A 12,604-nucleotide genomic window follows, 5' to 3' on the forward strand; every position below is an offset into this window, starting at 1 on the left:
TTAATGGAGTTCAAAGCCTCATTAATGGAGCTAAAAGACTCATTAATGGAGTTCAAAGACTCATCCCAATTCCCAATTCCCAATTCCCAATCCCCAATCCCCAATCCCCAATTCCCAATTCCCAAAATGACTTATGCCTCGTAAAAAGGATACTCTCTGCACAGAATTTGCCTTCACTCTTCCTAGAGGATTGAGTGATAGTGAACACCGAATACATCGTCATGGGGTGATGCGTTTAGCCACCGCCAAAGATGAAATTTTGGTGCAACAAGAGCGTAGAGTTCAGGAAAATCCAGCTTACGGCGTTTTGGTGATGCTTGCACGGGTCATAACTCGCTTGGGTAGTCTCAATTCTGTTAGTCCTGATTTACTTGAAGAACTACTTTTACATGACATTGCCTATCTCCGAGAATTTTATAATCGCATCAATCAGCAAGGTAATGTACATATTCCTACACAATGTCCCCACTGTAATACTCAATTTTCTGTGGAGCTTGAACTAGCGGGGGAGTCGTGAGCTACCCCTCCGATACTTTATATGAGGAGGTAGCTTTTATTGCTTATCATTTCCACTGGTCACAAGATGATATTTTAAATTTAGAACATACTACCCGTCAGAGGTGGGTAGTAGAAATCAATAAAATTAACCAAAAATTAATATGAAAGTAAAAGTTAGTTACTCACCAACTCTAAGTGAAGTCAATGAAGTTGACCTTACCACAGAAACTACAACGAGGGGAGAATGGTTAATAGGTCGTTCTCCTGATTCTGATTTAGTTTTAGACAGCCCTGATATTAGTCGGGTACATGCTAAGTTTTTTGTTAAAGCTGGAAATTACTACTTCTCTGACCTTGGCAGTAGAAACGGCTCAATATTTAATGGGAAACAAGCCGAAAAAGATCGATTATATTCTTTGAGCGATGGAGATATTATCAGAATTGCAGATTATGTTCTGATCTTGGAAGCAGTTGCTCCTGCTTATGAGCAACCAGAAACAGTCTTTAGAATTATAGACCCTTCACTGTTTTCTCGGCCGCGATCGCCTGAAAATGTCAGCGCTAACGTTGCAAATCCAGTTCCCGAAGTCGTTAGCGAAGTTCCAGCGTCTATTAGTCCCGAAGTAGAAGTACCTTCACCAGAAGTCAGCGAAATCTCCGAAGTTGTTGCTACTCAACCTGATGATGTCATCCCGGTTGTTGAGGTAATCCCCCCTGAGAACATCATTCAGTCACCAGAAGCCGTTAGCGAAGTTCCACACAATGTTCATGATGAAATTGGAGATTTGCAAGCGTTAGCTGCACCAGAAGTTAGCGAAGATAGTGAGGAACTTTCTTTTACTGTAGCTGAGGATGCGATCGCAGCACCTGAAAATATTATTGAAACTCCTGAAGAAAGTATAGTCCCAGAAGCCGCCCATGACGATGTTGCAGACTTTGAAGCAGCACTGGACACAGAATCTACTTTTGTACAACGGCGTGATACAAGTCCCATTCCCGAAGCTACGTCCAATGAAGATGCAGAATTGGAGGCAGCACTAGAAGCAGAAGTCACCTTCGTACAACCGCGCGACATTTTCCACCATCCTGCACAGAGTACCATTCCCGAAGCTACGTCCAATGAAGATGCAGAATTAGAGGCAGCACTAGAAGCAGAAGTCACCTTCGTACAGCCGCGTGACATTTTCGGCGAAGTATCTGATGAGGAAAGTACCATTCCTGAAGCTACTCATAATGAAAATGAAGTAGTAGATTTAGATACACCAGTTGCAGAAGAAATAAGTTCAGATTTTGGTGAATTTGTCAACGAAGTTCCTAAAGAAGAGGAAATTCAACCGCAAGAAACATCAAACCAAATACAAGATATCAATAATGAGCTGTTAGAGTTAGAAAAGTCATTAGTAGCAGAAGATAATGCAGATGTTGACGAAGTAGAACCTACTTTTGCTGTTGATGAAACAGGAAGTGAAGTTTCTGAACCATTGACAGGGCCTGATAATATCGTTGCGGAAGTTGTCAGCAATCAAGACATTGATTTGAGTAGTACAACTACAGAAGAAACCAGTCTAGATGTTGATGTTGCCCCAGTAGATGAAGCTTCTGATTTAGCTAATATTCAATTTTTGGAAATAACAGAAAGTGAAGCTACTGTGAACATCAGTCAAACTAGTGAAGAGATTCTTGAAGTAGAAGTAACTCAATATGATGAAACTATTGAAGAGATTTCTGGAGTAGAAGCGACTCAATCTGATGAGACTATTGAAGAAACATCCGAAGTAGAAGCGACTCAATCTGATGAAAGTCCAGAAGAAACAAATGTAAATGAGCCTCCGCAAGTGATTATTGAAAGAAACATAGTACTAATCGCTCACGAGAGCAAAAAATCAGAACTTGCTGAATTTGTTTCTCAACATCAGGAATTTTTCTGCCAGAGTTTTACAATTACTTGGCCATCTGTCAGCGAAGTTTTACATCAACAAGCGGGAATAACTATTAGTCAACAAACCCCCGCACCAATTTCTGGAGGATATCAAACAATTGCTTCATTGGTTGGAGCAGGAGAGATTTTAGCAGTTATTTTCTTGAGAGATTTGCTGCAACCTCAACCCGGCCAAGCAAATGAAGAAGCACTGCTAAGGTTATGCACTATTAATCAAGTTTTACTGGCAACTAATTTGTCAACAGCAGAGGCGATCGTGCATTATCTTAAAGATATATAGCTTTACTTAATAATTCGTGAGCAAAAAGATCCCCGATTTCTTTAAGAAGTCGGGGATATGAGTATTTTGAGAAAAGTTGCAAATTGCATAGAATAGTTTCAATGATAAAAAATATGTATATTTTCAAGTAAAATCTATTTAAAAAAATGCTTACAAACTTAAAAAATTTATTTAGACAACCAGTTATTCTTTCAAGTGCGATCGCTACAATTTTACTAGTAGGCATTCAAAAACTTGGGGTTTTCGAGCCTCTAGAAATGAAGGTCTACGACCAGATGATGCAATTACGTAGCGACCCAGGCCCAGACTCTCGTCTATTGATTGTTGCTTTAACTGAAAAAGATATCCAAAAATGGAATTGGCCTTTATCTGGTGAACTTCTAGAGCGGGTATTGGGCAAACTTGAAGAATATCAACCGCGAGCCATTGGTCTAGATATTTTTCGTGATTTACCAGTACAACCTGGTCATGAAAAGCTGCTGCAACGCTTACAACAGAGCGATATTATCATTCCTATCTGTAAACATTCGGGTTCTAACAATCCAGGAATAGCGCCTCCACAGGGAATTGAAGCAGAGCGAGTAGGATTTAATGATGTTGTAGAAGATACTGATGCTACAATTCGTCGCAACCTCTTATTGGTAAGTGCAGAGGAATCTGATTCTTGTCAAAGTATTTATTCTTTTGGCTTACAACTAGCACTTAAATACTTAGAAGTCGGAGGCATCCAACCAGAATTTACCCCACAAAAGGAACTACGACTACGAAATACTATATTTAAACCTCTACAAAGTAACGCTGGTGGTTATCAAAAAGCGGATACAAATGGCTACCAAATCTTGCTTAACTACCGTTCTGGGTATCAGATTGCCCAGCAGATAACTATTACACAAGTACTTGAAAATCAAGTTAAACCAGATTTGGTAAAAGACCGCATCGTTTTAATTGGTTCAACAGCCAATAGTTTAAATGATATTTTTAACACGCCTTTTGCTACTGGAAAATCAGATAATTCCGGCAAAATGGCAGGAATTGAAATTCATGCTCACAGCGTTAGTCAAATTCTCAGTTCTGTTCTTAACAAACAGCCTCTGTTTTGGTTTCTACCTGAGTGGGGTAAAATCCTTTGGATATGGGGATGGACTGTAGTTGGTGGGTTGCTAGTATCGCGGATTCAACATCCACTAGGCTTAGGACTGGCAGGAGTAACAGCCCTTGCAGTGTTATTTGGAAGCAATTTTGTCATTTTTATCCAAGCTGGATGGTTCCCAGTAGTACCTCCGACTTTGGGGTTAGTATTTACCGCCGGAAGTGTTCTTGTTTATAGTTCTTATAAAACGAAACAAGAGCAACAAGAAATTATCCAACGGGTTCAAGAACACCAACAATTAATTGTGGAATTGCAAGGTCTTTTACGGCAGCGCGGCAATGCCTCAAACGAAGCACCAACTGTAATTGCTGATTCCATTGGGCAAGGAATTTCACAAGGAACTCTACTAAATAACCGCTACAAAATTACTCAAGCTTTGGGTTCTGGAGGATTTAGTAATACTTATTTAGCTGATGATATTCAGCGTCCTGGTAATCCGCAATGTGTCGTTAAACAGTTGCTATCCCCTCGCCAAGATGCAGAATATTTAAATGTCGTCAGACGATTATTTGACGCGGAAGCACAAATTTTAGAAATCTTGGGTAAGCACCCACAAATTCCCCAACTGCTAGCTTTTTTTGAGGAAAATAGCCAATTTTCTTTAGTGCAAGAGTTTGTGCAAGGGCACGCGATGGACAAAGAGCTAACCTCTGGGAAGCGACTAAAACAGGTTGAGGTTGTAGAGATGCTCAAAGAAGTTTTACACGTGCTTATTTTTGTTCATAGCTATGGCGTAATCCATCGAGATATCAAACCTAGTAATTTGATTAGGCGAGAATCAGATCAGCATATTGTTTTAATTGATTTTGGCGCTGTTAAGCAAATTCAACCTCAGCAGCAAGAAGCTCAGACGATTTCAATTGGTACTCCTGGTTATGCACCTTCGGAGCAAATGAGCGGTTTGCCAAAACTCAATAGCGATATTTATGCGTTGGGAATTATGGGAATTCAAGGTTTAACTGGGGTAGATCCTAGAGAATTTCGCAGAGATGTAAATAGTGGTGAAATAATTATTGAAGTTGAAAGCGATGGCAATCGACAGATTTGGCAACATTGGCGTGGACTAACTGATGCTACAAACGAGTTCGTTATTATTTTAAATAGAATGGTACATTTCGACTTCGCTCAACGATATCAGTCAGCAATAGAAGTGCTAAAAACTTTGGAAAGTCTCTAGTAAGCTGTCGTGTTTTTAATTTGCACAGCTAAGGTGGGAAATATGCTCACCCCACAAGAGATTTATCTGCTAGAGGATGGATGCAAATTAAAATATTTTCAGCTTAGTCTGTCAAGAAAAATTTGAGAATTATATGATGTCTCCCTAATCACTTACGATATGTCATTGCGAGTGCAACGAAGTGGAATGTTCGCGTAGCGTCTCGTAGAGATAGCAATCCTAAATCATTCGTGAAAAGTTAGATCCCCGACTTATTTAAGAAGTCGGGGATCTGGACACTGAGAATTTTCACAAATCAGATAGGGTTGCTATATTAATCAATTTTTAAATTTCTCTTGTTTTTCTCTTCCTTCTCTACGAGAGGCTTCTCTACGAGAGGCTTCGCCAACGCCAACGCGAATGTAGTTCGTTTTTTTACCTCTAAAAAATAAGTTGACAGACTACTAGTAATAAGAGATATTTTTTGTATTTTACATTACTAAATAATTTAATATTTATCCAACCTTTGGTTAGAGGCGTAGTGAGGTATTAGTTATTATGATGGAATTGTAAGAATAACTTGAACTTGTGCGGTCTATATAGAGAAGAGTTTCCAAAGACAACGCTAAGAAAGCTGTTTTTTTGGCAACTTCTATATTGCAATTGCAAACAAATCAATTATTTTTAGCTCCACTAGTTCAACTTAATTCCTTCATTCTTTAGAGAGTGTTATATGCAGAAACAAAATGATCAGAAAGGTTATTTCATTAAGTACCTTTCTTCAGCTCCAGTTCTTGCTGTAATTTCAATATCAGTTGCCTTTTCTACCTGGGCATTTTTTAATTATTTTTTCCCCGATCTCCTTTTCCATCCTATGCCATGACATGAGGGTAAGGGACTTCCCCGTTTTTTTATAAACGGGGGATTCTTGGGTAAAAGGGAACTTTGCTTAACCCATCGCCAAGTATTATCATAAATATTTCATTGTTAGTAATATTGCAATATAGTCCAGTTGAGCATTAATTTATTTTCTCTGTGTCTCTCTTGCCTCTGCGGTTCATTAAAAAATTAACTCTAACAAATAACTGCCTATTCTAGGCAATTGTTACAAAAAACCCGGTCACTCTTCTGACCGGGCTTTTTTGCTATCCCAATCTATCAAAAGAAGTAGAGTAGTGCGATCGCATACCCGAATGGGTGAGGAACAAATCAACCGATCGGGTGATCTGAGTGCAGGAAGTTGAGACTGACAAAAAGTAAGACTCTATTACTCAAGAACACTAATTGCACTTTACTCTAACTAAAGATAATCTTATGAAACTCTCCATCTTGATAGATTCTCTACTTATAGTTGCTTCTATTGCTTTATTGCCTGAAATCAGTGGTACTCAAATAGCTACTAATAATAGTGGCGAACCTACAGCTATCAACTCTAATAATTTACCCACTCAATCTACCAATGTCAGCTATCTCAAACCCTTGAATGCTGCATCTCTAGCTCATCAAGGAGGAAAAGCTTCTGTTTCCCGCTAATTACTATCCTGTTACCAAAAAGTATTTTAACCCTTCCGACCTTGGAGGGGTTTTTAGTTGGTGCTTGCTCTAAGCGCATAGAATAAATTTTTATAGGTTGTCTCCTTCCTAAGTAGAGACTGAAAAGGAGTAACAAGAAGATTCAGCCGTTAACTAAATACCAACGCTGTAGCGCTAACCGTTGAATTTCGCGCCAGGGAATATTATTTTTTCGCGCTAACTCTGCACAATCTTCATATTCTGGCTGCACATTAGCAATAACTTTTTCTGCTAATTCTCCTTTCCATGCTACTTTGACACGCACTTGGCCATATTCAATTTCCACTTTTTGAATTTCCCGTTGTAAAATGGCGCGTTGCTGAGTTGTTCGCCGAATACCCAAAGTTGTAGTTTCACGGAATATAACTGTTTCACAACTGAGTAAATTTTCTGGATGACAAATCACAGTCAGCAAAATTCCTGGACGGGATTTTTTCATGGCGATCGCTTGGGTAAAAACATCCACCGCACCAGCAGCAAACAAAGCCTCAAATACATACCCGATCGCTTGAGGATTTAAATCATCAATTTGGGTTTCTAATACCGAGATGGTTTCCAAATTTGAGCTAGTATCTTCAGAACTGCTGAAATTTGACTGTAAACTTACGCTTTCACCCAGCCAGAGACGTAGAATATTGGGAATGGGTAAATTTATGGTTCCTGCTCCCAGCCCTATCTGCTTGATAGCGATCGCGGGTGGTGAACCAAAATCTCTTACCAAAGTAGTAGCGATCGCGGCTCCCGTTGGTGTCACCAGTTCTCTATCAATCCCATTGCTATAAACTGGACAACCCCGCATTTCCCACAGCTTTAATACTGCTGGTACTGGTACTGCCATCTGACCATGTGCAGCCCGAACAGTACCGCCACCCGTCGGAAACGCCGAGCAGTAAAGTAGGGGCCATCCTTCGTCATTACTCTCAATCCCCAACCAATCCAACCCCAAGCAAGTACCCACAATATCTACGATCGCATCTATAGCACCCACTTCATGAAAATGAACTTTTTCAGGAGAAATTCCATGCACCGCCCCTTCTGCTACTGCTAGCTGTCGGAATACCGCCAAACTCCAAGCTTCTGCCCGTAATGGCAACCCCGCTTTGAGAATCATCTGCTCTATTTCTGGCAGGTGGCGTGTGTGATCATGATTGTGTTCGTGGTTATGGTGGTCATGATGATGGCGATCGTGTACTAAATCCACATGGACTTTAGTCGCCTGCTGACCATTCCGTTGGACAAATTCCGCCCTTAAATGATATTCCTGCTCAATGCCCAGCCCATTGAGCTTTTCAATTAAATACTCCACAGGAACACCCGAACTGACCAAAGCACCCAGGCACATATCACCAGAAATTCCTGTCGGACATTGAAGATAAGCAATTTTATTCATAATAAATTAGTCATTAGTCATTAGTCATTAGTCATTGGTCATTAATTAGTCCTTTCCCCTTCTCCCTGCTCCCTGCTCCCTGCTCCTCTGCCTCTTCCCAATCCCCACTCCCCACTCCCCCTGTTATGGCAAAAATTTTCCCAGTTCATCCGGATAATCCTCAAAGTCGTCGAATAGAGGAAATAAAGTCGGCGCTTTCTAGTGGCGCAGTCATGCTTTACCCTACTGATACAGTCTATGCGATCGGTTGTGATTTGAATGCTAAGTCGGCGGTAGAACGAGTGCGGCAAATTAAACAGCTAGCAAATGATAAACCACTGACATTTTTATGTCCCTCGCTTTCAAATGTGGCAACTTATGCCTTCGTAAGTGACACAGCTTATCGGATTATGAAACGCTTGATTCCAGGGCCATACACGTTTTTGCTCCCAGCAACAAAATTAGTACCGCGATTGGTACAAAGCCCCAAGCGTAAAAGTACTGGAATTAGAGTACCAAACCATACTGTGTGTTTGGAACTGCTGGCAGCTTTGGGTAATCCGATTATTTCAACTTCAGCACATCTGCCACCAGATGAAGCAGATAATGGCATGATTCGGATAGATCCAGAAACTGTTCAGTCGCGGGTAGAGCTATTTGACCGTTTGGACAAGTTGGTAGACATAATTGTAGACACTGGCGAAGAACCTACTTATGAAGTATCCACCATCTTGGATATGACGGGAGACGAAGCAGCAATTATACGGAGGGGTTTAGGTTGGGAAGCAGCAGCAGCATGGGTATAAGAATCAGACTTCACAGGCGCACCTCTCCGTTTCGGAAATTGTGATAAAAGCGACTCCAGTTTTTAAATTGTCATATTTCAAAGCGATGTCTACGACGGGCACAGATGCAATAACAGGATGGTGGTAAAAGTCGATACAGCAAGAGGTTTACCAACTTTGAGAAAATGCTGGGTAATCATGTACCCGCGTCAATGTGGTGACTTGTGAACAAAACCGACACATTGTCATAACTGTAACTCTCTCGTATTTCCTACAGTTTTATATATGAGCTTTAGATGTGAGCATTATATGGGGCAAATCTTAATTGATAAATGCCCAAAGATTCTCCAGCCAAGGCTAGCCTTGATTGCTGTGTCTGCGTTGTAATTACGGTGCAATACTACTCCCTGGAAAAGTCATGAAAGCAAACGTCGTTAATCTACCAAACTCTACACCCGTTTTTGATAACCACCTTTCGACTGAAGAATTTTCAGAAAACAGCAGCGAAACCTTGATTGAATTGCTGTGTCAAGAAATGCAAGCACAAGTGAAAGCAACGCCCAGGTGCGTAGAAGCTTTAGCAAACCGCATAGCGGTAGAAGTAGAACGTATTTGCGATAAAAGTTCGCGTATTCAAACATCTGGGCAAATTAAATCTTGGCAGATTACGTTGGGAAGGCATCGGATGCAAAAGTGCTTACGTTACTACCAACTAGGTTCCAAACAAGGACGGGTGGAATTACATAGTAATTTGGGTGCTATGGTTTACCGTCATGTAACTATATCTGGCTCGGAATTGGGCTTTGATGCTCGTTACAGCCTAATTGAAGATTTTTTACAAGCATTTTATATCGAAGCTATCAAAGCTTTCCGCAGAGAAAACGAACTACCTGACGATCATACACCGCGTACTCAGCTGCAATTAGCTGAATATATGGCTTTTACAGAACAGTACGCTAAACGCCGGATCAATTTACCTGGTGGTGCAAATCAACAATTAATTATCTTGCGGGCCCAAGGTTTTGCTCGTCGTCAGCCGCAAGAAACTACCGTGGATATTGAAATGGCGGTGGAGTCTGCTAAGGGTGAAGAAGCAGAATCTTACCAGCGTAACTCGGCGGTGCAACAGTTGCGATCGCAGATGATTGCCCAAACTAATTTTGACCCATCAGAAGAGTCAGAACGCGATCGCGTCATCACTGAATTGATGAAATATCTGGAGTCTCAAGGTCAATCTGACTGTATGAACTACCTCAGCTTGAAACTTCAAGACCTCTCAGCCCCAGAAATTGACCAAATTCTCGGTTTAACCAGCCGTCAGCGCGATTATCTCCAACAACGCTTTAAATACCACGTAGAAAAGTTTGCTAAACAACACCATTGGCAATTAGTACATCAATGGTTAGGCGCAGGTTTAGAGCAAAAATTGGGTTTATCTTCTCAGCAGTGGGAAATTTTTGTGAATCAACTCACAGAACAACAGCAGCAAATATTACAATTGAAAACTGCAAGACAAACCGACGTTGCGATCGCTAAAACCATTAAATGCACCCCCAAACAGTTACAAAAGCGCTGGACTCAACTTTTAGAACTAGCATGGTCTATCCGCAACGGTCATACTGAGGCACAGACGGGTTGAAGTCAAAACGAAATAACTAAAATTTATCCAAGCTAAATTCCAGTTGTTAGAAATGTTGTTATGAATATGGCGGTTTGGGAGTGTAATAATGAAGATGAATAAAATCAGAGAAAACCATGAACCCAGTATTTCCCGAACTCTCTAGTCTTTCGAGAGCGGAAAAACTTAAACTGGTAGAGGATTTATGGGATGAGATTGCCACTACACCAGCAGCACTCCCAGTTTTAGATTGGCAGAAACAAAAACTAGTCCGTCGCAAAGCCGAATATCTTCAAAACCCAGCCATTGGTAACAGTTGGGAAGATGTGAAAGCCAGAATCTCTCAACGGCATGGCTAAAAATTTAACTATCCTTACAGCCGCAGAACTAGACATTGTTGAAGCTTATGACTGGTACGAGGGGCGAGAATTTGGGTTAGGCGCTGAGTTCCTACGCTGTATTGATGGCTCCCTGAATTTAATTAAGCGCCACCCCAGCACGTAACAGACTGTTCATGAAACTTATCGCCGCGCTACAGTCAGGCGTTTTCCCTACGTCGTTTTTTACGAATTTAATGAACAGGAGATTATTATCTACGCTGTTTTCCATTGTTGCCAAGACCCAGAAAAATGGCGGAGTCGCTTGCAATAGTTGGTCTTTAAGACTAAATAAAAAATCTATTATTTTAACTATTATCTGAATTAGTAACTCGTTCTTTATCCAAATTATTAATATGTTTATAGCCTTTCCTAGTCTGCTGAGTTACAAATCTCTGCGTACCTCTGCGCTTTACTTCGCGTCCCTTTGCGTTTCAAAATGTTATCTGATTTAAGTTCATTCATTGCATGGTCTAACAATAATCTTTAATATGAAGTTACTAATAATTCTGTAATTTTTCCGCGCTTTTGGGCGTTAGAATTAATTGCTCTAGATGCTGATATAGTATGGATATTGAAACTGCTGTAAAGGTTGCGAATAAATTCACAATCTGAATTAGATAGCATGACTTGAACTCCACACCCAGCTAATTTTTCAAATACATCTTTGAGTTCAACTTGCTGATCTTCAGCAAAGCGATAGCTACTATAAGCTGTAAAATAGCTAGTTTCACTTACAGGATAGTATGGTGGATCAAAATAAATAAAATCATCACTGCTAGTTGCGTGATTTAGCACTTCTGTGAAATCTGCTTGTTTAATTTTGGCATGAGAAAGGGCTTCTGAGGCTACTTGCAACAAACTTTCAGAACAAATATTGGGATTTTCATATCTGCCTAAAGGCACATTGAACTTTCCCTGTGAGTTGACTCGATAAAGACCATTAAAACAAGTCTTATTAAGATAAATTAGACGAGCCGCTTTTTCTATTTCAGTACCACCAGAGTAATTTCTGACACTATAGTAATAATCTTTATTATGTCTGATTTTATGCTCTTTCAATAGAGAAATTAATTCCTCAACACGATCTCTAACGCAACAATAAGTATTAATTAATTCGGCATTAATATCAGTTAAAACTGCTGCACTTGGTTGCAGATAGAAAAAAACAGCACCACCACCTAAGAATGGCTCATAGTAATTTTTATAACTTTTGGGAAAATAAGGAATATATTGCTGTATTAACCTACTTTTACCTCCTGCCCACTTCAAAAATGGACGCGGGCTAGTTTCCTTGGGGATTTGAATTACCATTTATTTGCAATTTAACTGAAAATAATCGTGACTAAATAAAGCCAATATAGCTGACGATGTATATTTTATATTAGCTGGCTAATTTTCCAGCCGCATAGATTACAATTGAGTAGATAAAGCAGATCAAAGCAAACGTAAGTATATAACAAGGCAGTTTACATTCAGATGTTTGACGGATTTTGGGATAACGTCTTTCGCTACCCCCGGTACTTCATTACAATCATCTTAGGCTTGTTTCTGAACACCTTTGGGTCGTTAGTACCATTGTTAAAGCGCCCAGTTACCTTGATCGCCATCTTAGGTTTATTTGTGAGCAGCCTAGTCTTCATTACTCTCACCCTACGAGCAATGCTGGGCTTGAGTACAATCTAGACTAGCGCTTTATCGGGGCTATGCCCTACAGACGGTTGCTCTTGGCGTTGCTCCCGCTAAGTGATAAGCAACTTGCATCTATTTTTGTCGTACAACCTCTGTGAGGAGGCGAAATTTTTATGGCTACAAATCGCCGGGTTTCCCGCGTTGCTGAATTGATCAAACGGGAAGTTA

Annotated in this window: 13 protein-coding genes; 11 read left to right on the forward strand and 2 right to left on the reverse strand. The window is 40.4% G+C overall.

Annotated elements, in window-relative coordinates; genetic code table 11:
- Nucleotides 1-133 precede the first annotated feature (133 nt).
- The 6 genes from VB732_RS16780 to VB732_RS16805 all read left to right on the forward strand — a co-directional run bounded on the left by VB732_RS16780 (nucleotide 134) and on the right by VB732_RS16805 (nucleotide 6,556).
- Entirely contained in the window at nucleotides 134-517 is a 384-nt protein-coding gene (locus VB732_RS16780; RefSeq protein WP_322639968.1) for a phage tail assembly protein, read from the forward strand.
- Nucleotides 514-663 (forward strand): DUF6760 family protein, encoded by a 150-nt coding sequence (locus VB732_RS16785; protein WP_323232002.1) that lies wholly within the window; start codon nucleotides 514-516, stop codon nucleotides 661-663. Before VB732_RS16780 ends, VB732_RS16785 begins: the two co-directional genes overlap by 4 nt.
- On the forward strand, nucleotides 660-2,717 hold the full coding sequence (locus VB732_RS16790) for an FHA domain-containing protein (protein ID WP_323232003.1): 2,058 nt from the start codon (nucleotides 660-662) through the stop codon (nucleotides 2,715-2,717). The genes VB732_RS16785 and VB732_RS16790 overlap by 4 nt, the downstream gene beginning before the upstream one ends.
- A 146-nt stretch (nucleotides 2,718-2,863) precedes the next feature.
- Nucleotides 2,864-5,044: a CHASE2 domain-containing serine/threonine-protein kinase gene (locus tag VB732_RS16795; protein ID WP_323232004.1), complete on the forward strand. Its 2,181-nt coding sequence runs from the start codon at nucleotides 2,864-2,866 to the stop codon at nucleotides 5,042-5,044.
- A 712-nt stretch (nucleotides 5,045-5,756) separates the two neighbouring features.
- A complete protein-coding gene (locus VB732_RS16800; RefSeq protein ID WP_323232005.1) occupies nucleotides 5,757-5,906 on the forward strand; it encodes a PsaJ protein in 150 nt (49 codons plus the stop codon).
- Nucleotides 5,907-6,337: 431 nt separating this feature from the next.
- Complete coding sequence (locus VB732_RS16805; RefSeq protein WP_323232006.1) at nucleotides 6,338-6,556, forward strand: hypothetical protein; 219 nt, start codon at nucleotides 6,338-6,340, stop codon at nucleotides 6,554-6,556.
- 142 nt (nucleotides 6,557-6,698) lie between these two features.
- Here VB732_RS16805 and larC read toward each other — a convergent pair whose 3' ends face one another.
- On the reverse strand, nucleotides 6,699-7,985 hold the full coding sequence (gene larC, locus VB732_RS16810; RefSeq protein WP_323232007.1) for a nickel pincer cofactor biosynthesis protein LarC: 1,287 nt from the start codon (nucleotides 7,983-7,985) through the stop codon (nucleotides 6,699-6,701).
- Nucleotides 7,986-8,110: 125 nt separating this feature from the next.
- Between larC and VB732_RS16815 the strand changes: the two genes are divergently transcribed.
- From VB732_RS16815 to VB732_RS16830, 4 genes are all read left to right on the forward strand, one after another.
- Complete coding sequence (locus VB732_RS16815; protein WP_323232008.1) at nucleotides 8,111-8,770, forward strand: L-threonylcarbamoyladenylate synthase; 660 nt, start codon at nucleotides 8,111-8,113, stop codon at nucleotides 8,768-8,770.
- 397 nt (nucleotides 8,771-9,167) lie between these two features.
- A complete protein-coding gene (locus tag VB732_RS16820) occupies nucleotides 9,168-10,388 on the forward strand; it encodes a HetZ-related protein (RefSeq protein WP_323232009.1) in 1,221 nt (406 codons plus the stop codon).
- Nucleotides 10,389-10,504: 116 nt separating this feature from the next.
- Nucleotides 10,505-10,726: an addiction module protein gene (locus tag VB732_RS16825; protein WP_323232010.1), complete on the forward strand. Its 222-nt coding sequence runs from the start codon at nucleotides 10,505-10,507 to the stop codon at nucleotides 10,724-10,726.
- Nucleotides 10,719-10,871, forward strand: a complete 153-nt coding sequence (locus tag VB732_RS16830) for a hypothetical protein (RefSeq protein ID WP_323232011.1) — start codon at nucleotides 10,719-10,721, stop codon at nucleotides 10,869-10,871. The genes VB732_RS16825 and VB732_RS16830 overlap by 8 nt, the downstream gene beginning before the upstream one ends.
- Before the next feature lie 359 nt (nucleotides 10,872-11,230).
- Here the strand turns inward: VB732_RS16830 and VB732_RS16835 are convergent, their stop codons facing one another.
- Nucleotides 11,231-12,058: a DNA adenine methylase gene (locus tag VB732_RS16835; RefSeq protein WP_323232012.1), complete on the reverse strand. Its 828-nt coding sequence runs from the start codon at nucleotides 12,056-12,058 to the stop codon at nucleotides 11,231-11,233.
- Nucleotides 12,059-12,223: 165 nt separating this feature from the next.
- Here VB732_RS16835 and VB732_RS16840 point away from each other — a divergent pair, with 165 nt between their 5' ends.
- A complete protein-coding gene (locus VB732_RS16840; protein ID WP_323232013.1) occupies nucleotides 12,224-12,430 on the forward strand; it encodes a DUF751 family protein in 207 nt (68 codons plus the stop codon).
- Nucleotides 12,431-12,604: the final 174 nt, after the last annotated feature.

The organism is Nostoc sp. UHCC 0252, from assembly GCF_034931145.1.
In the GTDB taxonomy this organism is placed as follows: domain Bacteria; phylum Cyanobacteriota; class Cyanobacteriia; order Cyanobacteriales; family Nostocaceae; genus Nostoc.

Coding starts and splice junctions, on each gene's coding strand:
- VB732_RS16795 (WP_323232004.1), top strand. CDS start 2,864: ATGCTTACAAACTTAAAAAATTTATTTAGACAACCAGTTATTCTTTCA.
- VB732_RS16830 (WP_323232011.1), top strand. CDS start 10,719: ATGGCTAAAAATTTAACTATCCTTACAGCCGCAGAACTAGACATTGTT.
- VB732_RS16790 (WP_323232003.1), top strand. CDS start 660: ATGAAAGTAAAAGTTAGTTACTCACCAACTCTAAGTGAAGTCAATGAA.
- VB732_RS16835 (WP_323232012.1), bottom strand. CDS start 12,058: ATGGTAATTCAAATCCCCAAGGAAACTAGCCCGCGTCCATTTTTGAAG.
- VB732_RS16800 (WP_323232005.1), top strand. CDS start 5,757: ATGCAGAAACAAAATGATCAGAAAGGTTATTTCATTAAGTACCTTTCT.
- VB732_RS16815 (WP_323232008.1), top strand. CDS start 8,111: ATGGCAAAAATTTTCCCAGTTCATCCGGATAATCCTCAAAGTCGTCGA.
- VB732_RS16825 (WP_323232010.1), top strand. CDS start 10,505: ATGAACCCAGTATTTCCCGAACTCTCTAGTCTTTCGAGAGCGGAAAAA.
- VB732_RS16780 (WP_322639968.1), top strand. CDS start 134: ATGCCTCGTAAAAAGGATACTCTCTGCACAGAATTTGCCTTCACTCTT.
- VB732_RS16840 (WP_323232013.1), top strand. CDS start 12,224: ATGTTTGACGGATTTTGGGATAACGTCTTTCGCTACCCCCGGTACTTC.
- larC (WP_323232007.1), bottom strand. CDS start 7,985: ATGAATAAAATTGCTTATCTTCAATGTCCGACAGGAATTTCTGGTGAT.
- VB732_RS16820 (WP_323232009.1), top strand. CDS start 9,168: ATGAAAGCAAACGTCGTTAATCTACCAAACTCTACACCCGTTTTTGAT.
- VB732_RS16805 (WP_323232006.1), top strand. CDS start 6,338: ATGAAACTCTCCATCTTGATAGATTCTCTACTTATAGTTGCTTCTATT.